At 66.6% G+C, this 22,877-nt stretch carries 25 protein-coding genes; 10 read left to right on the plus strand and 15 right to left on the minus strand.

The window, feature by feature from the left end:
* The first annotated feature begins 147 nt into the window (after positions 1 to 147).
* The 4 genes from N6C22_RS01860 (at position 148) to N6C22_RS01875 (ending at position 4,036) form a co-directional block, all read left to right on the plus strand.
* Entirely contained in the window at positions 148 to 1,224 is a 1,077-nt protein-coding gene (locus N6C22_RS01860) for a phosphotransferase family protein (RefSeq protein ID WP_261648984.1), read from the plus strand.
* Between the two features lie 237 nt (positions 1,225 to 1,461).
* Positions 1,462 to 2,550: a hydroxymethylbilane synthase gene (hemC, locus tag N6C22_RS01865; RefSeq protein WP_261648985.1), complete on the plus strand. Its 1,089-nt coding sequence runs from the start codon at positions 1,462 to 1,464 to the stop codon at positions 2,548 to 2,550.
* Positions 2,547 to 3,290 carry a uroporphyrinogen-III C-methyltransferase gene (cobA, locus tag N6C22_RS01870; protein WP_261648986.1) on the plus strand — a complete coding sequence of 248 codons (744 nt, stop codon included), beginning with the start codon at positions 2,547 to 2,549 and terminating at the stop codon, positions 3,288 to 3,290. Before hemC ends, cobA begins: the two co-directional genes overlap by 4 nt.
* On the plus strand, positions 3,287 to 4,036 hold the full coding sequence (locus N6C22_RS01875) for a uroporphyrinogen-III synthase (protein ID WP_261648988.1): 750 nt from the start codon (positions 3,287 to 3,289) through the stop codon (positions 4,034 to 4,036). The genes cobA and N6C22_RS01875 overlap by 4 nt, the downstream gene beginning before the upstream one ends.
* Before the next feature lie 204 nt (positions 4,037 to 4,240).
* Here N6C22_RS01875 and N6C22_RS01880 read toward each other — a convergent pair whose 3' ends face one another.
* The 3 genes from N6C22_RS01880 to N6C22_RS01890 all read right to left on the minus strand — a co-directional run bounded on the left by N6C22_RS01880 (position 4,241) and on the right by N6C22_RS01890 (position 7,186).
* Entirely contained in the window at positions 4,241 to 4,861 is a 621-nt protein-coding gene (locus tag N6C22_RS01880) for a VOC family protein (protein ID WP_261648990.1), read from the minus strand.
* 85 nt (positions 4,862 to 4,946) lie between these two features.
* Positions 4,947 to 5,789 (minus strand): universal stress protein, encoded by an 843-nt coding sequence (locus N6C22_RS01885; RefSeq protein WP_261648992.1) that lies wholly within the window; start codon positions 5,787 to 5,789, stop codon positions 4,947 to 4,949.
* Entirely contained in the window at positions 5,786 to 7,186 is a 1,401-nt protein-coding gene (locus N6C22_RS01890; RefSeq protein ID WP_261648993.1) for an APC family permease, read from the minus strand. Before N6C22_RS01890 ends, N6C22_RS01885 begins: the two co-directional genes overlap by 4 nt.
* Positions 7,187 to 7,274: 88 nt before the next feature.
* Here N6C22_RS01890 and N6C22_RS01895 point away from each other — a divergent pair, with 88 nt between their 5' ends.
* Positions 7,275 to 8,690, plus strand: coding sequence for a DHH family phosphoesterase (locus N6C22_RS01895; protein ID WP_261648995.1), 1,416 nt, complete (start codon positions 7,275 to 7,277; stop codon positions 8,688 to 8,690).
* Between the two features lie 41 nt (positions 8,691 to 8,731).
* Here the strand turns inward: N6C22_RS01895 and N6C22_RS01900 are convergent, their stop codons facing one another.
* Positions 8,732 to 8,926: a hypothetical protein gene (locus N6C22_RS01900; protein WP_261648997.1), complete on the minus strand. Its 195-nt coding sequence runs from the start codon at positions 8,924 to 8,926 to the stop codon at positions 8,732 to 8,734.
* A 70-nt stretch (positions 8,927 to 8,996) separates the two neighbouring features.
* Positions 8,997 to 9,596 carry a metal-dependent hydrolase gene (locus N6C22_RS01905; RefSeq protein ID WP_261648998.1) on the minus strand — a complete coding sequence of 200 codons (600 nt, stop codon included), beginning with the start codon at positions 9,594 to 9,596 and terminating at the stop codon, positions 8,997 to 8,999.
* 107 nt (positions 9,597 to 9,703) lie between these two features.
* Here N6C22_RS01905 and N6C22_RS01910 point away from each other — a divergent pair, with 107 nt between their 5' ends.
* Positions 9,704 to 10,339, plus strand: coding sequence for a hypothetical protein (locus N6C22_RS01910; protein WP_261649000.1), 636 nt, complete (start codon positions 9,704 to 9,706; stop codon positions 10,337 to 10,339).
* Between the two features lie 25 nt (positions 10,340 to 10,364).
* Positions 10,365 to 11,066 carry a TVP38/TMEM64 family protein gene (locus N6C22_RS01915; protein WP_261649003.1) on the plus strand — a complete coding sequence of 234 codons (702 nt, stop codon included), beginning with the start codon at positions 10,365 to 10,367 and terminating at the stop codon, positions 11,064 to 11,066.
* A gap of 17 nt (positions 11,067 to 11,083) precedes the next feature.
* Here the strand turns inward: N6C22_RS01915 and N6C22_RS01920 are convergent, their stop codons facing one another.
* The 8 genes from N6C22_RS01920 to N6C22_RS01955 all read right to left on the minus strand — a co-directional run bounded on the left by N6C22_RS01920 (position 11,084) and on the right by N6C22_RS01955 (position 16,919).
* A complete protein-coding gene (locus N6C22_RS01920; protein ID WP_261649005.1) occupies positions 11,084 to 11,791 on the minus strand; it encodes a DUF2270 domain-containing protein in 708 nt (235 codons plus the stop codon).
* Between the two features lie 19 nt (positions 11,792 to 11,810).
* Positions 11,811 to 12,215 carry a helix-turn-helix domain-containing protein gene (locus N6C22_RS01925; RefSeq protein WP_261649006.1) on the minus strand — a complete coding sequence of 135 codons (405 nt, stop codon included), beginning with the start codon at positions 12,213 to 12,215 and terminating at the stop codon, positions 11,811 to 11,813.
* Positions 12,216 to 12,326: 111 nt separating this feature from the next.
* Positions 12,327 to 12,725, minus strand: a complete 399-nt coding sequence (locus tag N6C22_RS01930) for a helix-turn-helix domain-containing protein (protein WP_261649009.1) — start codon at positions 12,723 to 12,725, stop codon at positions 12,327 to 12,329.
* Between the two features lie 264 nt (positions 12,726 to 12,989).
* Positions 12,990 to 14,183, minus strand: coding sequence for an MBL fold metallo-hydrolase (locus N6C22_RS01935; RefSeq protein ID WP_261649010.1), 1,194 nt, complete (start codon positions 14,181 to 14,183; stop codon positions 12,990 to 12,992).
* Between the two features lie 251 nt (positions 14,184 to 14,434).
* Complete coding sequence (locus N6C22_RS01940) at positions 14,435 to 15,466, minus strand: sulfite exporter TauE/SafE family protein (protein WP_261649012.1); 1,032 nt, start codon at positions 15,464 to 15,466, stop codon at positions 14,435 to 14,437.
* Between the two features lie 3 nt (positions 15,467 to 15,469).
* Complete coding sequence (locus tag N6C22_RS01945; RefSeq protein ID WP_261649014.1) at positions 15,470 to 15,619, minus strand: hypothetical protein; 150 nt, start codon at positions 15,617 to 15,619, stop codon at positions 15,470 to 15,472.
* A gap of 374 nt (positions 15,620 to 15,993) precedes the next feature.
* Entirely contained in the window at positions 15,994 to 16,455 is a 462-nt protein-coding gene (locus N6C22_RS01950) for a YeeE/YedE family protein (protein WP_261649016.1), read from the minus strand.
* Positions 16,452 to 16,919, minus strand: a complete 468-nt coding sequence (locus N6C22_RS01955; protein WP_261649017.1) for a YeeE/YedE family protein — start codon at positions 16,917 to 16,919, stop codon at positions 16,452 to 16,454. Before N6C22_RS01955 ends, N6C22_RS01950 begins: the two co-directional genes overlap by 4 nt.
* Positions 16,920 to 17,115: 196 nt before the next feature.
* Here N6C22_RS01955 and N6C22_RS01960 point away from each other — a divergent pair, with 196 nt between their 5' ends.
* On the plus strand, positions 17,116 to 17,361 hold the full coding sequence (locus N6C22_RS01960; protein WP_261649019.1) for a sulfurtransferase TusA family protein: 246 nt from the start codon (positions 17,116 to 17,118) through the stop codon (positions 17,359 to 17,361).
* A 4-nt stretch (positions 17,362 to 17,365) separates the two neighbouring features.
* Positions 17,366 to 17,956, plus strand: coding sequence for a DsrE/DsrF/DrsH-like family protein (locus N6C22_RS01965; protein WP_261649021.1), 591 nt, complete (start codon positions 17,366 to 17,368; stop codon positions 17,954 to 17,956).
* A gap of 51 nt (positions 17,957 to 18,007) precedes the next feature.
* On the opposite strand, the gene N6C22_RS01970 is transcribed toward N6C22_RS01965, so the two are convergent.
* Positions 18,008 to 18,253: a hypothetical protein gene (locus N6C22_RS01970; protein WP_261649023.1), complete on the minus strand. Its 246-nt coding sequence runs from the start codon at positions 18,251 to 18,253 to the stop codon at positions 18,008 to 18,010.
* A gap of 156 nt (positions 18,254 to 18,409) precedes the next feature.
* On the minus strand, positions 18,410 to 19,090 hold the full coding sequence (locus tag N6C22_RS01975) for a TetR/AcrR family transcriptional regulator (protein WP_261649025.1): 681 nt from the start codon (positions 19,088 to 19,090) through the stop codon (positions 18,410 to 18,412).
* A gap of 150 nt (positions 19,091 to 19,240) precedes the next feature.
* On the opposite strand from N6C22_RS01975, the gene N6C22_RS01980 reads away from it, so the two are divergent.
* Positions 19,241 to 22,714 (plus strand): MMPL family transporter, encoded by a 3,474-nt coding sequence (locus N6C22_RS01980; protein WP_261649027.1) that lies wholly within the window; start codon positions 19,241 to 19,243, stop codon positions 22,712 to 22,714.
* Positions 22,715 to 22,877 lie beyond the last annotated feature (163 nt).

The raw sequence follows: 22,877 nt of genomic DNA on the forward strand, positions 1-22,877 counted from the left end.
GAGATGGACTGATCGTGGTTCCTGGCGTCGGACGGTAGTCTATTCGCGTCGAGCAGCAGCTGTTGTACTGCTCTCGAAGCCTCAGGTCCGGCTGCCCTGGCTGTTCTCGTATCGCTTCCTCAGCAGCGGCTTCGATATCACACCACGATGAACGACGACACCACCATCGGTACAGAAACGATAGAACGGACGGTCCGAACCATCGCCCCTGAGTGGTCGCTCCGCGCACACGAACCGGCGAAGGGCGGCTACCTGCCCGTACACGTCCTCAAGCTCGACACACCTGTCGGCCCGAAACGAGCCGTCCTGAAGGCCAGCCCGAACGGGGAGTCTCACGGTATCGACGTCGAGGCACGCATCCTGCGGCTCCTCGACGCGAACACGTCGATTCCCGTGCCCGAGGTGTACGGCGCAGTCGACGAACACGACGACCTGCCAGCTCCGTATTTTCTGGCCGGCTACGCTCCGGGTGTCACCGTCGAACGGAACGAACTCGACACGCTCCCCGACGGTCGGCTCGAACAGCTCGCTCGGGCGTCCGGGCGGTATCTCGCCGAACTCCACGACCTCACCCTGTTCGACGGCTACGGCTACCTGACCCGGAACCCAGACAACACGCTCCGCGGCGCACGTCCACCGGCCTCCCCCGACACGCTCGTCGTCGCAGACCCGGTCGAGACGTGGAAATCGCAGATTCGTGCGTGGGCCGACGACACCCTCACCCGCGCGGCCGACACGCGGTTCGGTGACCTCGTAGACGACATCGGACCGTTTCTCGACGACCGTATCGGACGACTGGAGGGACCGTTCCGGCCGGTGCTCGGGCACATCGATAACTCCGTCGAGAACGTTCGACACGACCCCGAGACGGGCGATATCACCGGGATGCTCGACTGGGCGTTCTCGCTGTCGGTCACACCCGCCTACGACCTCGTGCTCATCGAACAGAGCATGAACGGTGGCCAGTGGCGGCTCCTCCCCGACTCACCGGACTACACCGACCGCATCCGTCCCGCACTGTTGGACGGATATCGCGAGGCCGGATCGCCGCGTGTCTTCGACGAGCTCGCCGAGCACCGCGACCTCTACGAACTGCTCACGCTGCTCCGCTCGATGAACAACCTCGAAACGTGGCTCTCCGTGAAGGGTGCCACATCCGAACAGGTTGACGCCGCCGCCCGGGCAGTCCGAGAAACGGCGCTGGCCATCGTCGACGGCAGGTGACGGACCTCGGGCTCCTCGGCGCGTCGCCGTGAGCACCACCGAATAGATTTGATATAGCAGTATGTGATACATCACTACGGAAGGGCAGAACCGACTCATCGGCCGAGAAACAGCGCACCAGCGTCTCTGAGCGGCATCTTCCGGAGAGTCGTGGCGAGAAGCGGGTAGTACGGCCACCAATCGAGTGGGCAGCGACAAACTGGAGGGCTTTTCACCCTCGGCCGCCGATTCCCGACCATGCGAACACGCGGGACCATCCGACTCGCCACGCGGGGCTCCGACCTCGCGCTGCGACAGGCGGCGACGGTCCGGGACGCCCTCGAAGACCAGCGATACGAGGTCGAGCTGGTCGAAGTGGAGACCGAGGGCGACCGGATACGCGACGAGTTGATACAGGACCTGGGGAAGACCGGGGCGTTCGTCCGGTCGCTGGACGAGGAGATCCTCGACGGGAACGTCGATGCTGCCGTCCACTCCATGAAGGACATGCCGACGGAGCTGCCCGACGACCTCGTGGTCGCGGGCGTTCCCGAGCGCGCTGCACCGGGCGACGTGCTCGTTACCCCCGACGGGACGTCGCTCGACGACCTCGAACCCGGGGCGGTCGTGGGCACCTCGTCGATGCGACGACAGGCCCAGATAGAGGACTACCGCGATGACCTCGTCGTCGAACCCCTGCGCGGGAACGTCGACACCCGGGTCGAGAAGCTGCTCGCGCCCGCCCTCCAGCGCGAACACGAGCGCCGGAGCGAGGCGGACAAGGAGCGCAAGGGCGCAGTCGGTAAGGACGACCCTGACCCCGAGTTCGACCAGACCACCGACGAGTGGTTCGAGTCCCTCTCGGAGATCCGCAAGCGTGCCCTCGGCCGCGAGGTCGAGACCGACTACGACGCCATCGTGCTCGCCGAGGCTGGCCTGCGCCGGTCCGGGCTGCTCCACCACATCGAGTACGAACAGCTGCCGACCACCGAGTTCGTCCCGGCCGCCGGCCAGGGCGCACTGGCCGTGACGGCGGCGGACGGCGAGACCGCCGAGGCCATCCACAAGGCGCTCGACCACCCCCGGACCCGCGTCGAGACGACAGTCGAGCGGACCGTGCTCGCGGGGCTCAACGGCGGCTGTATCGCCCCAATCGGCGTCCACGCCATGATTCAGGGCGAGTTCGTCCGAACCACGGCGCAGGTGCTTCACCCCGACGGCGAGGGCGTCGTCAAGGAACGACGCGACCTCCCGGTCGAGACCCACGCGAAAGCCGCACGAGATTTCGCCGAGGACCTGAACGAGAAGGGCGCGGCCGAGTACGTGCAGGCCGCCCGCGAGAAATGACGGGGAAGGTCTACCTCGTCGGGAGCGGCCCCGGCGACCCGGAGCTGCTGACCGTGAAGGCCACCCACCTCCTTGAGGAGGCCGACGTGGTCCTGCACGACAAGCTGCCTGGCCCAGAGATTCTGGGCCTCATCCCCGAGGAGAAGCGCGAGGACGTGGGCAAGCGCGCCGGCGGCGAGTGGACCCCGCAAGAGTACACCAACAAGCGGTTGGTCGAACTCGCCGAGGAGGGCAAGACGGTCGTCCGCCTGAAGGGCGGCGACCCGTTCGTCTTCGGCCGCGGCGGCGAGGAGGCCGAACACCTCGCCGCGAACGGTATCGAGTTCGAGTACGTCCCCGGTATCACCTCCGCCATCGCGGGGGCTGGCGTCGCAGGCATCCCGGTAACCCACCGCGACCACGCCTCATCCGTCTCGTTCGTCACGGGCCACGAGGACCCCACGAAAGAGGAATCCGCAGTGAACTGGGAGGCGCTCGCCGCGACCGGCGGCACTATCGTCGTCTTCATGGGCGTCGGCAAGCTGCCGGAGTACACGAAAGCCCTGCGAGAGGCCGGGATGGACCCCGAGACCCCCGTCGCACTGGTCGAACGCGCAACCTGGCCCGACATGCAGGTCGCGACCGGGACCCTCGACACCATCGTCGACGTTCGGGACGCAGAGGGTATCGAGCCCCCCGCGATCACCGTCATCGGCGACGTCGCGGGCACGCGTGAGGAGGTGCTTGAGTTCCTCCAATGACGACCAGAGACACGACCGTCGCCGTCTTCCGGCCGGACGACGAGCGCCTGTCGAACGCAATCGAACTCATCGAATCGCTGGGCGCGACGCCGGTTCCAGACCCGATGCTGTCGGTTCGTCCCTCGGGGTCTGGCCCGCAGACGGGCGCGGACTACACCATCCTCACGAGCAAGACCGGCGCGGAACTCGCCCGCGAGGCAGGCTGGGAGCCCGGAGAGACCACGGTCTGTGCCATCGGCCCCTCGACGGCCCAGGCGCTCCGCGACCAGGGGTACGAGGTGGACCGGATTCCGGACGAATACACGTCCAGCGGGCTGGTTTCGGAGCTTGCCGGCGATGTGGCTGGCGCGACCGTCGAGGTCGCCCGGAGCGACCACGGCAGCGACGTGCTCATCGACGGCCTCTGGGAGGCTGGCGCGTTCGTCCACGAGACGGTCCTGTACGAACTCGTCCGGCCCGAGGGCGCGGGTGAGTCGGTCGAACTGGCCGCTTCGGGCGATCTGGACGCTGCCGCGTTCACCTCCTCGCTCACGGTCGAGAACTTCCTCGCGACCGCCGACGAGAAGGGGATTCGCGAGGAAGCGCTCGCCGGCCTGAACGACGCCGTCGTCGGCGTCATCGGCCCGCCGACCCGTGAGACGGCCGAATCACTCGGTATCGCAGTCGACGTGGTCCCCGACAACGCGGACTTCGAGGAGCTGGCCTGCGTGGTCGTCGAGGAAGCGGCCCCGACGTACCACGACTGAGTTCGGAACCCGGTTTTCGGTAGTATTCGGCATCGAGAAGCCACTTTTCGAGAGAATTCTGTGTTGGCCGGGTATCGCCCGACCACGTCCAATAAATCACATACCACGATATCAAATCGGTTTCGCGAAGGAACTCCTATCCTTCGGCGACGGGCAAGAGAAAGCGTCTCTGGTGGGTATTTGGGAATTCGGGGCGAAACTGCGTCAGTTCACGCCACCGACGCCCGAGGAAGCGTCGGGCAGGTCGTACGGCGTCGCGTCCATCCCGAGTTCCTCCAGGGCGGCCGCCATGTGCTCGTCCTTCGCGTAGTCGGCACCGTCCTCCTCGCGGATGCGCTGGGTCGTCGCCAGCACCTCGGCGCGGCGATCGTCCGGGATGTCGTACTTGTCCGTCGAGAGCTCGATGACGAGGCCGTTGTTGTCCTTGGTGTAGATGGAGTGGAAGATGCCCCGGTCGAACACGTTGTAGTGGTGCCCGGCCTCGTCCAGCGCGTCCATGACCTCCTCGTACCGTTCGGGGTCGACGCTGAAACAGAGGTGGTGGACCGCACCGACGCCGCCGCGGACGCCCCGAGCCGAGGGGCGGTCGTCGCTCACGAAGAAGGTGAGGATGCGGCCGTCACCGGTGTCGAAGAACAGGTGCGTCTGCGAGGGGTCGTCGAGGTTCGGCTGTCGGAGCACGAGTCGCATGCCGAGGAGGTCGCGGTAGAACGCGAGCGTGTCTTCCTCGTTACTGCCCCAGATTGTGATGTGGTCGGTGCCGGTCGTTCGGAAGGGACTCTCGGGGAACTCGTCGGTGACGGGTGCTTGCTGCTGGTCGCTCATGAGAGAAACGTACGGGTTCTCGACCGATAAACGCTCGCGGACACCACCGTCACCCGGTGACAGGCGTGTCCCCAGTTGGTTGGGGTTATCGATCAGCCTCGTCGGTCTCGTCGTCCCTCTCCCGTATCGCGGCGTCCACTGCTTCCTGCTCCGCGGCCTCCATCACCTCCCGCTCGGCCTCGGCTTCCTCGGCAGCCTCCACGACCTCGTCCGGTTCCGGCTCCGGCGGGCGCTTGACGACGAGCACCGGTCCGACCGACAGCTCGGCCACCTGGTCGACGTCCTCGCCGAAGACGATCGACCGGAGCGAGGGGGCGCGTTCGCCCATCACGACGAGGTCGTGCTCGGTGGCGGCCGCCGCCGTGGCGCGGATGGGGGCGTCGGTCAGCTTGACGGTGGTATCGAGCACGTCCTCGGAGAAACCGTGCTCGACGAACCAGTCGTAGGCGGCCTCGACGAGCGCGGTTCGCTCGGAGAGCGTCTCCTCGTCGGGGGCGGTCGCGAAGATGGAGATGGTGACGTCGTCGTTCGCGAAGACGGCCGCGGCGTACTCGACGACGCGCTCGACGGCCACGTCGGGGTGGACCGGGACGAGTACGTCCTTCACCTCGGGGGTCGGATTCGGAAGGAGGTAGGCGTCGCATCCCGTCTCGTCGGCGACGCGGTCGATGGTCTTCTCCGCGTCGTGGGTGAAGACGATGCGGGTCTCCGGGGTCGCGCCGTGCTCCTCGAACAGTTCGACCACGTCCGCGAGCTTGTTCTGTGCCTGTTCCTCGAACTCCAGTTTCCCTTGCCCGGGCGGCGTCTGCTCGGGGAGGACGTGGTAGCCAAGCAGCAGGACCGGCACGTCCGCGAGGACCTCGGCCACGCCTGGCGAGACGCTCTCCCCCTTCAGTACCTGCACCGGAACGAGTACGCGTCGGGTCATACGGCACCTCGTAGTTTCACGTCGCGGGCGTAGTACAAGTACCACACCCCTGCCAGTACCATCACGGCGACCCCGATGAGCTGTGAGGCGGGCTTCATGAACGCGATGAGCCCGAAGCTCGCGATGGCTCCAAGCACGGGAATCACGGGGCCGAGGGGCACCTCGAAGTCGGGTTCGTACCACTCCGGCGGCGACCGCCGGATGACCACCAGCGCGACACACATCAGGCCGTACATGATGAGATGCAGGAACGAGGCCACCTCCGCCAGTATCTCGACCTGCCCGGTTCCCACGAGCACCAGCACCGGTCCGGCTGCCGAGACCAGCGCGATGTGCGGGGTGCCGTACTTCAGGTTGAGCCGGCGGAAGCGCTCGGGGACGATGGCGTCACGACTCAGGGCGTAGATAGCCCGTGAGGACGAGAGGATGCTCGCGTTCGCCGACGAGAGCGTCGCGAGCAGCCCCGCGAGCAGGATTGCCACTGCGCCGGCCAGCCCGAAGAAGTCGCGGGCCACCTCGACCATCGCGGTCTCGCCGAACTGTTCGAGACGCGGGCTCCCGAACGCGCTCGTCGCGACGAAGATGGTCGCGACGTAGAACACGCCGACGAGGAGGACCGAGCCGACCATCGCCAGCGGGAGGTTCTTGCCCGGTTTCTTCACCTCACCCGCGACGGTCGCGACCTGTGCGAACCCGAGGTAGGAGGTGAACACCAGCGCCGCGGTCGAGAACACCGGCGCGAGGCCGAACCGGAAGAACGTCTCTGGTGCCGAGGCCCGGCCGAACACCCCGAGGGCGTCGAGGCTGCCGTAGGTCAGGAACCCGGTCAGGATGACGAGCAACAGCGCGACGACGACGTTCTGGAGCTTGGTCGCGTTCTCGGTCCCCGTGAGCGAGAGCGCGGTGAGCAAGACGGCGAACGCGAGCCCGAGCGGAATCACGAGCCCGGCTGCGTTCACCCCCACTTCGGCGAGGACGGCCGCGGCGTAGTTGCCGAAGCCGACGAGGTAGAACGCCGACGCGAACACGAGCCCGAGCCAGACCGAGAGCCCGACGACAGCCCCGAACAGCGTCCCGAGCCCACGCGAGATGAAGTAGTAGCCACCGCCCGACTTCGGCATCGCGGTGGCCAGTTCCGCGGTCGGGACCGCCACCAGCAGGGCGATGACCGCCCCGATGGCGAACGAGAGGGCGGCGGCGGGCCCGGCCTGCCCGGCTGCCAGCCCCGGGAACACGAAGATACCCGCGCCGATCATCGTCCCGACGCCGATGGCCATGGCCCCTCGCAGGCCGATGGTCCGTTCGAGTTCGACGCCCTCGTCGTGGACGGTCGCCTCCTCGGTGACCGCGCCGGCGTCGGTGTCCGGCTCCGGTCGTGCGGCTGGGTCGACTGCCATGCGGTAAGATAGCACGGTTGCGCTGAAAAATGACGACCTTGATACTGTCCCGATGGTTTAAACCCGAGACCGCCCCACTACCCGACGAATGCCCGATTCCGTCCCGGTCCCAGAAATGGCAGACCGCGCCGCCGCGTGCGCCGAGCGCCTGCGCGCGGCCGACGAGGTGCTCCTCAACTCGCACATCGACGCTGACGGCCTGACCAGCGCCGGCGTCGCCGCGACGGCGCTCGAGCGCGCCGGTATCCCGTTCGAGGTGAACTTCGAGAAACAGCTCGACGAGGAGGCTGTCGCGGCCATCGCCGCGACCGACTACGACACCGTGCTGTTCACCGACTTCGGGAGCGGGCAACTGGACGTCATCGCGCCACACGAGGAGGCGGGCGACTTCACGCCGGTCATCGCGGACCACCACCAGCCGGCCGACGCAGAGACAGAATACCACCTGAATCCCCTGCTGTTCGGCATCGACGGTGGTTCCGAACTCTCCGGCGCGGGCGCGGCGTACGTCCTCGCACGAGCGCTGGAGGGCGACGGCGACAACCGGGACCTGGCCCGTCTCGCGGTCGTGGGGGCCGTGGGCGACATGCAGGACACCGACGGCGAGTTGCAGGGGGCGAACCAGGGCATCGTCGAGGACGGCGTGGCAGCGGGCGTCCTCGAGGAGGGCACCGACCTCGCGGTGTACGGCAAGCAGACGCGGGAACTCCCCAAACTGCTCGAATACGCCAGCGACGTGGTCATCCCGGGCATCACGAACAACCGGAACGGGGCCATCGACTTCCTGAACGACCTCGATATCGAGGCGAGAGCGGGCGACGACTGGAAGCGCTGGGTCGACCTCGACGCCGACGAGCGCCAGAAAGTCGCCAGCGGCCTCGTCCAGCGGGCAGTGCGCTCGGGCGTGCCCGCCGACCGCATCGACCGCCTCGTCGGGACGAGCTACACGCTCCTCGCCGAGCCCGAGGGCACGGAACTCCGGGACGCCAGCGAGTTCTCGACGCTGCTCAACGCGACCGCCCGGTACGAACGCGCCGACGTGGGGCTCGCGGTGTGTCTGGGCGAGCGCGACGAGGCACTCACCGCGGCGCGCGAACTGCTCCGGAACCACCGCCGGAACCTCTCCGAGGGCCTCCAGTTCGTCAAGAACGAGGGGACGACCAAGGAGGACCACGTCCAGTGGTTCCACGCCGACGACCGCATCCGCGAGACCATCGTCGGCATCGTCGCCGGGATGTCCCTCGGGGCGAGCGGTATCGACAGGGGACGACCCATCATCGCCTTCGCGAACGAGAGCGACGAGGAGGTCAAGGTCTCGTCCCGTGGAACCGGCCACCTCGTCCGGGATGGACTGGACCTCTCGGTCGTGATGCGCGAGGCGTCACAGGCCGTCGGCGGCGACGGCGGCGGGCACGTCATCGCGGCCGGGGCGACGATTCCGCGGGGCAAGGAGGACGAGTTTATCGCGGAGTGCGACCGGCTGGTCGGGGAGCAGTTGGGGTGAGCGAGGTGGCGGTAAACAGCAGAAATCGGACTACCGAGACCCTACTGCTCGACGGCGACTGCTCCAGAGACGTGCCAGACGACACCACCGACGAGTATAGCCGCGACGACAGGCACGACGAAGAAGGTCATCGTCATCGATACCGACGACACCAGCAGGTCGGTCGCTAACAATCCGATTATCAGGCTCAGTTGTATCGAAATCGCGTTCAGGTAGCGTCTGAGTTCCGCATCCATACGGTTTCCTGACACACGGTGAGGAAATAAACCGGGTGGGAACGAGGAAGAAGGGTCGACCGGCAACGGCTCACTCGTAGAACCGCTCGGGGACGTGGTGCCGAAGTTCCGGCGGGAGCGCCTGCGCGACCTGTGACCAGACCGTCGCGAGCCGCTTTCGCAGGGCGACGTACACCCCGCCGACCACTATCGTCACGACGACCAGCGGCGGCACCGGTTCCGGGAGCGTCAGGGCAGGGACGCCCAGCGCGCCCGCCAGTGCGAGGTCACGCGGCGAGCCGTCGTAGGGCACGAGTCGCCGCGGTGCGAGCCAGCGGCCGTGGTAGTGGCTGTAGACCGCTTTCTCGGACCGTCCCTCCCAGGGGCGAAGTTCGAGGCCGCCACCGTAGAGGTCCATCACGGGGTGCAAGGCGGCCGCGACGAGGAACGTCGCGAGCGCCAGCGTCGCCGTGGTCGGGATCGCCAGTGCGAGCACGACCGCGAGGCCGGCCGGGAACCAGCCGAAGACGGGGAAGTGAAGCGTCTTTCGGTGGCCCGCGTAGATGTCCAGGTCCGGGAACACGCTGCCGGCGACCGCCGCCGCGACGACCGTGGCGGGGTCGCCACCGCCCAGTTGGACCACGAACGTCGCGAGCAGGAGGCCCGCGAGCGCGTGGGTCATGGCCATCATCGTGGAATCCGATACGTCTCGAACCTATACAAGGTTGTCCCGACTGATGTTACTCTGTGACATGGTGGTGCGGGGGTGTTTTTCGGGTGGGGCGCGTAATGACGAGTATGCGAGGACACGGGGTGTGGATGCGAAACGCCACGCTGTTCACCCGGACGACACAGGCGTGTCTCGTCGGCGTGTTCGTCCTCGGGATGACGCTGCGCAACGTGAGCGTGGTGCTCAACGCCCTGTTCGCCCTCGGCGTGACGTTCCTGCCGGCGGTCCTCGAACGCGACTTCCGCATCGAACTCGACCCCCGGTTCACCGTCTACCTCGGCGTCGCGGTCCTGTTGCACGCCGTCGGGATGTTCCGGTTCTACGACCAGGTCTGGTGGTGGGACCACCTCACGCACACCCTGTCTGCCAGCATCGTCGCCGTCGTCGCCTATGCGACCGTCTGGGCCATCGACGCCCACAGCGACCGGCTCTACTTCCCCGAGACGTTCGTCACGGTGTTCGTCCTCGCGTTCACGCTGGCGATGGGCGTCTTCTGGGAGGTCCTGGAGTTCGCCGCCCGCGAAGCCGCCCTCGCGCTGAATCTCGACCCGGTGCTCATCCTGTACGGCCTCGACGACACCATGCTCGACCTCGTGTTCAACCTCGCGGGCGCGCTGGTCGTGACGCTGTTCGGGACCGGTGCGGTCCGCGAGCAGGGCGAGGAACTGGCGGCGTGGCTGGAACGGCGGCGGGGGACGAGCTAAACACCCGGCGGCCGAACAGTCGCCCGTGAGACCGGAGCGCTTCCTCGCGGCCGACGCGGACCGTCGACAGCTCCTGCTCGTGGTCGTGGTCGTCACCGTCGGGCTCGTCCTCGGAACCGTGGTGACGGGCCGGTACCTGTGGTTCCTGCGCGACCCCGACGCCATCCGGACGGTCGTCGAGGGGTTCGGCCCGCTCGCGCCGTTCGTGTTCGTCCTCCTCCAGACGCTGCAGGTCGTTGTCGCGCCCGTCCCCGGGCAGGTGCTCGCGTTCACCGCTGGCTACCTGTTCGGGGCGGGTCCGGGCTTCGCCTACAGCATGACCGGCGCGACGGTCGGCACGTACCTCGCCCTGCTGCTGGCACGCCGGTACGGCCGGCCCTACGTCGAGCGGGTCGTCACACCCGACGCACTCGACCGGTTCGACGACTTCCTCGGCGAGTACGGCCTCGCGGGCGTCTTCGTCGTCTTTCTCTTACCCGGGTTCCCCGACGACGTCATCTGTTTCGCGGCCGGCATGAGCGACCTCGACGTGCGGAAACTGGTACTGGTCTCCGTGGCAGGGCGGACGCCCGGATACCTGGTGCTGGTCTTCTCTGGGGCTGGACTGGCGCAGGAACAGGTGTATCAATCAGTGGGGTTGCTGGTCGCGGCGGGGTGCGTCGGCATCGCGCTGTTCTGGAAACGGGAGGTGCTGTTACGACGGCTCGCGACGGCGAGAAACCGATAGCATACAGAAACAGGGCGTCAGTCGTCCCAGACCGCGACGTTCTCCTCGCGGAGTTCGCCCTTCGCCTTCCAGGTGCGGGGGCGGAGCGCGATGACGACGAGGGTGACGTACGCGAGCCCGACCATCACGGTGACGAGTTCGCCGGAGAGCCGGCCGACGGCGGCCGTCTCGGGCCACGGGCGTTCGGTCGGGACGACGAAGATGCGCGCGAGCCACGCCGCGCCCAGTACGGTGAACAGCGGGAGGTAAACCCGCCGGAGGCGGTGGGCGAGGGCCTCCTCGAACGATATCTTGATGACTGGCGTGCGGTAGTCCTGTGCGAGTTTGCGTCGCCAGTTCGGGTCCGCGACGGGAATCGTGGGGTCGAGGCCCTTCGCGAACACGTTCTCCTGCAGGACCCGGACCCGCGAGCGCCAGATGTCGTAGCCGCGGTAGCGTCTGGCCTCCATGACGAGGAACGTCGAGAGCATCACGCCCGCGATGAGGATGAGGTAGTGGGGATGGTCGGGACTGGCGAAGGCGAACGTCAGGATGGCCGCGAGCGTCGTGACCGCCCAGTTCGTGGTGCGGTCCAGCCGCTCTCGCCAGAACTTCATCCGGTGGATCTCGCCACGGTAGAGGTGCGCCAGCGACGAGCTCGGCCCCATGGTCTCGTCGAGCAGGCCGGCACCGACGTCCCGGGCCTCCGCGCTGGTTGGGTCGAACGGCTCTTCGTCGGCCGTCATCGTGTTCCCGCCCGTCGTGTCACTGCTCGGCGGCCTGCTGGAGCTGGGCAGACTCGTCGTACTTCTCGCGGAATTCGCCGATGAGGTTGCCCATCTTGGCGTACCAGTCGTTGAGCATCCGCTGCATGTCGTCGGCGACCTGGTCGGGGTCGACCGGCTGGTAGACGTGGTAGTAGCCGCCCTGCTCGTAGTTCACCTGTTCCTGCTGGACGAAGCCCGACTGCTGGAGGCGCTTGATCGCGCGGTAGGCGGTCGAGCGCTCGCGGTCGACGCGCTCGGCGATCTCGTCGACCGTCAGCGCTTCGGGGCTCTCGACGATGGTCGAGAACACCTCCTTGTCCAGTTCCTTGAGTCCGTGGATACACTCCAGCAGGCCCTCGCACTCCATGTCCTGCTGCAGGTACTCCCGCATCGAATTGGCCATCTCGTGTTGAATCTATGTGGTACGGAGGTAAAAGCCTTGTTCGATTCGTGCAACACCGCGCACGGGCGGACCGGAAGCTCGCTGGAGGGTGACGATGGGGGACCACGGCTGTCAGTCCGACGCCTCCCTGGTGGCCGCCTCCTCGTACTTCTCGCGGAACTCGCCGACCAGCATCCCCATCTTGGCGTACCAGTCGTTGAGCATCCGCTGCATGTCGTCCGCGACCTGCTTCGGATCCGCGGCCCGGTAGACGTGGTAGTAGCCGCCGTCGGCGTAGTTCACCTGTTCCTTCCGGACGAATCCGGCGTCGACGAGCCGCTGGATGGACCGGTAGGCGGTCGAGCGTTCACGGTCGGTCGCGACCGCGACCTCGTCGATAGAGAGCGGCTCCGGGCTCTCTGTGAGCGTCCGGAACACCGCCAGGTCGAGGTCGCCGAGTCCGTGCCCGCACTCCAGCAGGCCCTCGCACGCCATGTCCTGTTCAAGGTACTCGCGCATCGAATCGGGCATCGTTCGTCCTGAGAGACGGGCCACATCGCCAAAAGTATTGTGCAATATTCGAAATACTGTTCGTGCAGCTGTCAGCAGTCACTGACAGTGAGAGGTGAAGACTTCTGTGCAGAAGCAGTCGTTACGATGGCGGGAAGCGACCAAACGCTATTGATTGGTGGTGGAAGAAATACACACAATCGACCGGCTGCAAGCGACGCGCGCGAGGTGGTCAGGCACGCGGGCGCGAGTGGTGAGGAGTAGCGGCAGGCTGTGAGTGGGGAATCAGTCGCTGGTGAGCGCGTCCTGGCTGGCCGCGCAGTTGTTCGGCCCGAGTTCGAGCTCGAAGGCCTCCTCGTCGGTGGCCTCGTGCTGGCCGAGGTTGGTCTCGATGATGTCGACGTAGTTCGCCGGACGCGGGGGCATGTCCGAGAGCACGAGGTCGACGAAGTCGTCCTCGTCCATCGTCAGCGCGGCCATCGTCTCGACGAGTTCGCCGATGGGTGCGGTGTAGGTCTCGTCCTCGGCCGGCGTCGCGGCGTCGCTGAAGTGCGCGCCGCCGACGAGCACGTCGTCGTCCTGGGTGAGGACCTTCGTCTGGAGCGTGTCATAGAGCTGCTTTGCGGCGTCGGGTGCGCCCTCGTCGCCCTCTTCGAGGTCGGGGCGTGCGACGCTCTCGGTGAACAGCCCGTCACCGGTCGCGAGCAGGCTTCCGCCGACGAGGTAGGAGGTCATCCCGCTCGTGTGGCCGGGCGTGTGGATGGTCTCGATCTCGGCCGCGCCGACCTCGAAGACCTGGCCGTCCTCGGCCGTCTCCACGTCGTCCGCGTAGGTGACACCGCGGGGGACCGCGGCGGCCGGGATGACGCCTGTGACGCCCTCGGCATCGAGGTTCCGGACGCCGCTGATGTGGTCGGCGTGGATGTGCGTGTCGATGGCGTAGCGGAGGTCCGCGTCGAGCTCGTCGGCGTCCGCGAGGTAGCGGTCGGTGAACTCCCGGAGGGGGTCGATGACCGCGGCCTCGCCGACGGAGACGAGCATGTACGCGAGACAGCCACTGGACGGGCGCTGGTACTGGTAGAGCTTGCCCGGGCCGTCGTAGCGCGTGACTTCGACGCGCTCGTAGATGCGGGCCCAGCCGTTCATCCCGTCCGCGAGGTGAGCCACGTCGCGGCCGTTCTCGGCCAGCTTCGCGGCGACGTACTCGCTCGCGCCGCCCTTCGCGCACAGGACGACGAGCGGCTCGCCCTCGGGGACGCGGTCGAGCACCTCCTCCGGAACCTCGTCGTCGAGGAACTCGAAGTACGGAACGTTGGCGATCTCGACGTTCTCGCCCTCGATGTGCCACTCGGAGAAGTCGCTCTCCATGCGGGCGTCGAGGATGGTCACGTCCTCGCCCGCGTCGATGCGGGACTTCAGTTCGGTCGGGTTCAACTCTTCGACGTCGATGTCTATCGTGGGTAACGCGTCAGGGTCCATGCGTCACTCCACGCTTGGGGATGGCCTGCAATAAGTATTGTGGATATTGCGCAAGACACTCAGAAATATCTTCATCAGGCGATGTCCAGCACAGCAACAACCAGCTATACAGCCGCCCTATGCCTTCTATCGGCGTTTGGCAGGAATCCAGGGATGGAGACCAGAAGAGCTTTATTGGACAATTTGTCCAATACACACAATTCTGTCTGCGATGTGGGTACAACCGAAAATAGACGCTCCAGGAAAGTCCGTCAGTCCGCGGCGGCGTGGCTGGTTCCCGACTCCGCGCGCAGCTCTTTGATGCTGCTGTAGACGACCGCACCGCTGACGAGCAGGGCTGCGCCGAGGATGATGGCGAGGCTGACCGTGTCCGCGACGGGAACCTCGAAGACGTTGCCGAGCTTGCGGATGGCGACGGCGATGGCCCCGAGCAGGAGCATCACGCCGAAGTACACCTTGATCTCGGCCTCGTCGACCAGGCTGGTCGAGGCCGCGCCCATGCGGGCCCCGAGCGCGCTACCCGCGAGGAGCGGGACGACGATGCTCAGGTCCACCGCGCCGGACTGGGCGTAGAGGAAGCTCCCGATACCGCCCGAGAAGACGATCTCGAACAGGTCGGTCCCGACCGCGACGGGGACCGGCACGCCGATGAGGTAGAACAGCGCGGGCATCCGGATGAATCCGCCACCGACGCCGAGGAATCCCGATAAGAGGCCCGTGAGGAACGCGACGAGCAGTATCATCCACAGGGAGACGCTGACGCCCCCGCGGAGGGATATCATCGGCGGGACGCGGTAGGACTGTATCTTCTTCGCGATGTCGGGGATGTCGTCGGCCGACAGTTCGGCGTCCTCGTCGACGTCGTGGCTGATGCCACCGTCACCGCCTTTCAGAGCAGTGTAGGTGACGAACACACCGATGCCGCCGAGCAGGAAGACGTAGGCGACGCTGACCACGCTGTCCGCGTAGCCCATGTGCTGGAGCCACTCCAGGCCGAGCTTCCCGACCTCGATGCCGGCGGTCGTCCCGGCGATCATCAGGATGCCAAGCTTGTAGTCGACCTGCCCCAGGTCGCGGTGTTTCAGCGTCGCGATGACGGAGGTCCCGAAGACGAACGCGAGGCCGGACGCGACCGCAACGTCGGTCTTGTACCCCATCACGAGCAACGCGGGCGTGACGAGGAACGAGCCGCCCATGCCGAAGAACCCGAACAGGATGCCGATGAGCACCCCGAAGCCCGCGAACGTCGCGAGCAGGAGGACGCTCATGCCGAGTACCTCCATGGTTCAGGCACCCCGCAGGGCGTCTCTGATGGCTGGTCCGAGGACGCGCTCCAGAAGGCCGTAGCCGACGTAGAGGACCCCGGCCTCAGCGAGCACGATCCCGATCAGTACCGCCGCCTGTGCGTTGCCGCTGAGGGATTCAATCCCGAACATCGTGCACCTCGAACGTTAGTATTGTACACTTCATGAGTTTCTGTACACGACACCGTAGCCGACAGGGTGTAATAACGGTTTTGGGAACACCGTGCAAGACTATATCCCCATACCTCACACATGGTGATGCATAAGTTATGGGTAGCTACAGCGTCGATTGTAGTCAGTTCACAGACAGTTCAGGCGAGGAGCGTTGGTGCCGACTCCGCGCGCCAGCAGGGTGAAGAAGGTTGATGCGCGAAAACAGGTCTGGAAGCCGAGAGAATGGAATCATCGGGCGCGACGCTGTGTCGAACGGGACGGGGGGTCGAGGAAAGAGCGGTCGAAACCGGTGAATCGAGTCGAGAACGAGCCGCAGGAGCAGCGAGTCAGCGTCAGTCCGCAGAACTCGGCGTCGTGCTCGGCTCGTCGTCACGAGAGCGCCAGACGCCCTGGACGTACGCGCCGAGGAACATCCCGCCGATGCCCCAGAGGATGGTGAGGTTCCCGACCCCGAGGCTGGCGTAGGCCGCGCCCGGGCAGATGCCCGAGAGGCCCCAGCCGACGCCGAAGATGGTGCCGCCCACGAGGACGTTGCTGTCGTAGTCCTTCAGTCGGCGGGCGTACTCTGCCCCGGTGAGGGGCGCACGCCTCCCGGAACGACTCATCGTCCAGAAGGCGATGCCGGCGGTGACGCTGGCCCCGCCCATCACGAGGAGCAGGCCGAAGTCCTCCAGCTGGAGGAACCGCAGGACGACCTCGGGGTGGGCCATCTCACTGAGCGCGAGGCCGACCCCGAATATCAGGCCACCCAGCAGGACGAGGCCGTAGAACGCGAGGCCGCGGTCCTGGCTCATATGCCCCACCCCATGGCAGCGATGACGTTCGCCGTCCCGATGGCGACGATGACGAAGGTCGCGACGTTCACCAGCGAGGTCTCAGAGAGCGACCCGACACCACAGACGCCGTGGCCGGACGTACAGCCCTTCCCGACGCGGGTGCCGATACCGACGAGGAAGCCGCCCAGGAGCAGCCGCCACGGGGCGACCTGTGTGGTGAACCAGTCGGCACCGGTGGCGACCGTGTAGCCCGCGGCACCCAACACGATGCCGACGGTGAAGACGACGCGCCAGTCGCGCGAACTGGTGAAGCGGTACTGCTGGAAGCGCGAACGGTCGGAGACGTACGACCACGTCGACTCGAGGAACGTGCTCGCCCCGGCGATGATGCCGGTACCCAGGTAGATGAGTACCGTCCCGAGGCCGATGAGGACGCCCCCGAGGGCGTAGTGCGCCACGCCGTTGGGGAAGAGTTCGATCATCAGTGGCAGAAGCTATCTGCCGGGCGCACTTAAGCGTTCGGATAGAATATCGTGTTTTGTGCAAGACTGTTGCAGTTACTATCTGGTTACTTCGTCGGGATTCGCGCACGAATAGGAGATATGGGCCGCAAGAACCAGTCCGAACACAGCGATAGATATTTATTGTATAGCCCAATATTGTGGAGTACACGCAACAATGAGCACAGACATCAGCGTTACCGAGACCCTCGACGTGAAAGGAGAGAACTGCCCGATGCCCGTCGTCAAGACCAAGCAGGCCATCGACGACCTCGAAGCCGACGACGTGCTCGAAGTGGTCGCGACCGACTCCGGCAGCATGAGCGACATCGCTGGCTGGGCCGACACCACCCCCGGCGTCGAACTGGTCGCCCAGGAGGAAGGCGACGGCATCTACACGCACTACGTGCGCAAGACCGAGTGAACCCATGAGCACCGACACTCCCGCATCACAGGAGGCCGACGCCGCCGTCGACGGTGACGACGCGGCGGCCCTGCTGGCCCGCGTCGACGAGCTGGAACAGCAGCTCGCCGACCTCGAGAGCGAGGTGGCCGACGACCAGCGAAAGATGGTCATCATCGCCACGAAGGGCACCCTCGACATGGCGTACCCGCCGCTCATCCTCGCGAGCACGGCGGCCGCCTTCGGCTGGGACGTGACCGTCTTCCACACGTTCTGGGGGCTGGACATCCTGCACAAGGAGCACTCCCAGAACCTCGGCCTGAGTGCGGTCGGCAACCCCAACATGCCGATGCCGAACGCCATCGCGGCGCTCCCCGGCATGGACCGCATGGCCACGAAGATGATGGAGAAGAAGATCGCGGACAACGACACAGCGACCATCCAGGAGCTCATCGACACGAGTCTGGACATGGGTGTGGAGTTCCAGGCCTGCCAGATGACCATCGACCTGATGGACTACGACGAGGACGACTTCTTCGACGGGGTCACCACCGGTGTGGGTGCCGCGAGTGCCCTCAGCGAGATGGGCGACGCGGACGTCCAGCTGCTGGTTTGAACCGCCTTTCGGACCGTCGACCCACTTTTGTGTGACCCACTCCCCGAGTGGTCACTCGCGCAGTACCGACCCGACAGCCAGCGCGACCCCGAGGAGCACGAACCCCGCCTGCAGCGTCTCGGTGAACGCCCGGAGCAGCGGGCTGCCGACGAGTGACCGGAGGAACAGGGTGTAGGCGACGGCCGCGGCACAGCCCAGGGACAGCAGCGCGCGCGAGCCGAATCGGCTCCGGTAGCCGACGTATAGCAGGCCCGTGAGGAACAGGGAGAGCCCGGCTTCGGGGAGGGGAAACGACATCGTCTCGTGTGCTCGTTCGGTCGCCACAGGTTTCAATCAATTGACCGACTCACGGCTCGATACGTGCCACCACGGCGCAGTGGCTGTCGAACTCTCACCCTCGACGGTGACCGAACACCTATAAAAACTGGAGCGGGCGGTGCTGACGCGGCTCTGCTACTCCTGGGTCGCGCCGTCGGGGAGCAACCGGTGTTCGATGTAGGACTCGGCCTCGGCGATGGCGGCGTCCCGGTCGAACGTCGCGGTCGCGCCCCGGAAGATGGTCCCCATCCCGATGGTCACCAGCATGTCCGCGACCCGGGTGGCGTCCACCTCGCGGAAGACGCCCTCCTCGATGCCGCGCTCGATGATGGCCGCGAACGTGCCGCGGAACGCCCCGTCCATCTCGGTGAAGCGCTCCCGGAAGGCGGGTTCGTTGACGCCCTGGGCCCGGACTTCCACGAGTGGGCCACGCTCTAGCGCGTTGTTCTCTCGAATCGGCGCGTCGGGTGGGACCTCGCCCGGGATCGTCTCGAGTATCTCGCCGGCGATGTCCTCGTCCATCGGGCCAGCCACCATCAACTGGACGTGGAGGCGCAGGTCCTCGACCGGGTCGTCGCTGAACCGGATGTCGAAGCCCGTCCCGAACTGCCCGAACATGAACTCCATGAACGAGAGCAACAGGTCGTCCTTCCCGTCGTAGAAGTGGTAGCAAGAGGACTTGCTCAGGCCGGCTTCGTCGGCGATACGCTGGATGGAGAGACCGGCGTAGCCGTGCTCGCGGAGCGCCCGGAACGTCGCGTGCATGATCTTCTCGCGGGTGTCGGTCGGTTCGGCGGTGAAGGACCCGTCGCTCATACCGACCGAATATTCGGTCGGTCCGTAAAAGCGTGCCGTGAGCGTCCCTCCCGCGGGGAGAGCCGAAAGATTGATTACTTACCGAACGTTCGTTCGACGCATGCCTACCGAACGTTCGTTCAGTAACCGGTCGGGAGGGAGGGTCGACAGATGAGCCGACCCAGCCTCCCCGGCCACATCACCGAGTACAGCAGACACGCCATCGCGGTCGTGCTCATCCTGACGCTGGTCGTCGGGGCGGGCGTCCCCGCCATGGAGCAGTCGACCTCGCTGGAGCAGTACCAGGGTGGAACGGCCGAGAACGATGCGCTCGACTACCTCGACGCGAACTTCTCGGCGGGCGACGGGAACACGACGGTGGCCCAGATAATCGTCGAAGGAGACGACGTGCTCTCGAAGGAGAGCCTCGTGGAGACGCTCTCGTACCAGCAGGCCCTCCGGGCGAACGAGACGGTGAACGGGACCGTCGGCGAGGACGGTATCCGGAGCGTCGCCGGTGTGGTCGCCACGACCGCCATCGCCGAAGAGCGCGCGGCCGACCTGCAGGAACGCCAGCAGGAACTGAACGAGACCAACAGCGCGCTCCGGGAAGAACTCGCCAAACTCGAGGCGAATCCCAACGCGAGCGCGAGCGCCGCGTTCGCGTCGGTCGATGCGAACAGTTCGGTGAACCTGACCGCCACGGACCAGGAGACGTTCGAGAACGCGACCCGGCAGCTCCGCAACGCCTCGAACGAGAGCCAGCGACAGGCCGCCTACCAGCTCGGAACGCAGGGCGTGCTCGCCGACGAGTACGACGCTCTGCGAGAGGACCGGGCGTCACTCGAATCAGGTATCGACCCGACGCTGGCCGAGCAGCAGACCCAGCTCGAATCGATGAACGAGAGTTCGGTCGAGGACGTGGTGTCGCAGGTCCTCGGCGGCGATACGGGCGGCGACGGGAGCCCCACGAATGCCCCGAGCACCGCCCAGATGCTCCGGTTCATGCCCGCGGAGTACGAGCCGGGGAGCACGGAGGCCAACGGGACGCTCCTGCTCGTGAGCCAGCAGACAGACGTCGCCTCGTTCGCGCCGGGTGACGCACCCGCAGAGATCGTCGACTCCGAGCTGGCGATGCAGGAACTCGCCGACTCCCAGGGCGGCGACCTGACGTATCTCGTCTTCGGGGACGGCATCGTCGCCCACGAGGTGTCGGCCTCGATGGACGACAGCATCGCCATCGTCGGCCCGCTGGCGTTCCTGTTCGTCCTGGTCGTGCTGACCATCACCTACCGGGACCTGCTCGACGTGGTGCTCGGGCTGGGGGGCGTCGTCACCGTCCTCGTCTGGACGTTCGGCGTGATGGGCTGGACCGGCATCGCGTTCAACCAGATGTTCATCATGATACTGGTGTTGCTCATTGGCCTCTCCATCGACTACGCCATCCACGTGGTGATGCGCTACCGCGAGGAGTTGGGCGACGACCCCGACGCCGGGCCACTCGGTGCGATGCGGACCAGTCTGGCGACCGTCGGTGGCGCGCTCGTGCTCGTGACGACGACGACCGTCGTCGGCTTCCTCTCGAACCTCACCAGCCCCATCGGGACCTTTCGAACGGTCGGCGTGGTCGCCGCGGTCGGCATCGCCTCGGCCCTGCTCGTCTTCGGCGTACTGGTGCCCGCGGTGAAGCTCGAACTCGACACCTGGCTTGAATCCCGGGGCTGGAACCGCCAGCTGCCCGCCTTCGGCACCGGCGGCGGCCGCTTCACCGAGGCCCTTCGCGTCGGCGAGCTGGCGGCCCGGCGAGCCCCCGTGGTCATCCTCGCCGTTGCGCTCCTCCTCACTGCGGCCGGTGCCTACGGCGGCACGCAGGTCGAGACGAGCTTCAGTCAGGAGGACTTCCTCGCGGACGACCCTGCCGAGTGGATGCAGGACCTGCCCGACGCGCTGGCCCCGGGCGACTACCAGGCCCAGGAAGCCATGTCCGTCCTCAACGACCGCTTCGTCCGCGAGGACTCGAAGGCACAGATACTCGTTACCGACGACGTCACGAATCCCGAAACGCTCGATCGGTTGGCCGACGCCGCCGACGCCGCCGCCGAGAAGGACACCACGAGCAGGCTCTCGAACGGCGAGGCGGCCATCGACTCCCCCGTTAGCACGTTCGAGCGCGTCGCCGCGGAGAACGAGTCGTTCGCGGCGACGCTCAACGCCGCCGACACCGACGACGACGGCCTGCCCGACGAGAACGTCAGTCTCGTCTACGACCAGCTCTACCGGGTCGCCCCTGACCAGGCCGGCGACACCGTCTACCGGACCGACTCTGGCGAGTACGAGGCGCTCCGGCTGGTCGTCTCCGTCGACGGCGACGCCGACGGCGAGACGGTGATGGAGCAGATGCGCGACGTGGCCGACATCGTCGATGGCGACGGTGCCGAGGCGGTCGCGACCGGGCAGGTCATCGTCGACCAGCTCACCCAGGAACAGCTCCTGACGACCGTCCTCCGGGGACTGGTCATCTCGCTCGTGGTCGTCACCATCATCCTGATGCTCGCGTACCGCCTCACCGAGGGCAGCGCCTCGCTGGGCGCGGTCACCGTCCTCCCGGTCGCGTTCACCCTGGCGTGGATTCTCGGGACGATGCACCTGCTCGACATACCGTTCAACGTCGTCACCGGGCTGATAACCAGCCTGACCATCGGCATGGGCGTCGACTACAGCGTCCACGTCAGCGAGCGCTACAACCACGAACTCGCCGAACTCGGGTCGGCGCGGGAGGCGCTCGACGCCGCCGTCACCGGGACCGGCGGTGCCCTGGCGAGCAGTGCCGCGACGACCGCCGGCGGTTTCGGCGTCCTCACGGTCGCCATCCTCCCGTTCCTCCAGCAGTTCGGGTTCATCACGGCGCTGACCATCGTCTACGCGTTCGTCGCGAGCGTCGTCGTGCTCCCGAGCCTGCTCGTGCTCTGGACGCGCTTCGCCCACCCCGAGACGCTCGGAAGCGAAGCCAACGATGCCGAGCAGTCGGAATCCGAAGAGCCGGCGGTGGCGACGGCGACCGGTCTGGAGACGGTCGACGCAGAGAGGACTGCCAGTCACCCTGAACCGCTGGCGACTCGCAGCCTCGACCAGACCCACGTCCGGCCGGGACAGACGCTTCGCGTTCACCTCGCGGTCGAGGCCACCGACGACCAGCGCCTCGTCCTCCGTGACCGCGTCGTCGGGACCGAGACGGCCCTGGTGGACGTCTCGCCCGAACCCACCCAGGCGATGGCCCACGATGGCGTCGTGTTCGTGGCGTGGGACGGTGCAGGGGATGGGGAGCGTCGCTGCACCTACGAGACGACCATTCCCCAGACCGCGAGCGATGGTGACACCGCCCGGTTCGTCGGTGCAATCGAGACGGCTGCCGGCGAGACGCACGTTGCGGGCGACGACAGCGTCCACGTCGTCTCGGACCTGTTCGAACGCGTGGTGTCGCAGGGCCACGCTACTGATGCAGACCTGGCGGTCGCCGCGACCGCGTACGAGCAGGGGCAACTCACCGCGGCGCAGTTCGAGCGCCTCACCCACGCATGGCTCCGGGTCGAAGGCGGGATGGACGAAGACGAACAACCGGCACGACTTCGGTCGTCGGCCGACTGAGGCCCGGAACCTGCTTCGGACGCGGGTTCGTCGCGGAGCCGGTTCGACGAGTCGTGGCCGCCTTCGCAGGTCGGGTGTTCCTCGCGAACCCCGATTTGGTATCGTTGTATGTGGTTTATCGAGTCGGCTGGTGTGGTCTTCACCGACCATCGGAAGAGGCCTA

Source organism: Haloarchaeobius sp. HME9146 (genome assembly GCF_025399835.1).
In the GTDB taxonomy this organism is placed as follows: Archaea; Halobacteriota; Halobacteria; order Halobacteriales; family Natrialbaceae; genus Haloarchaeobius.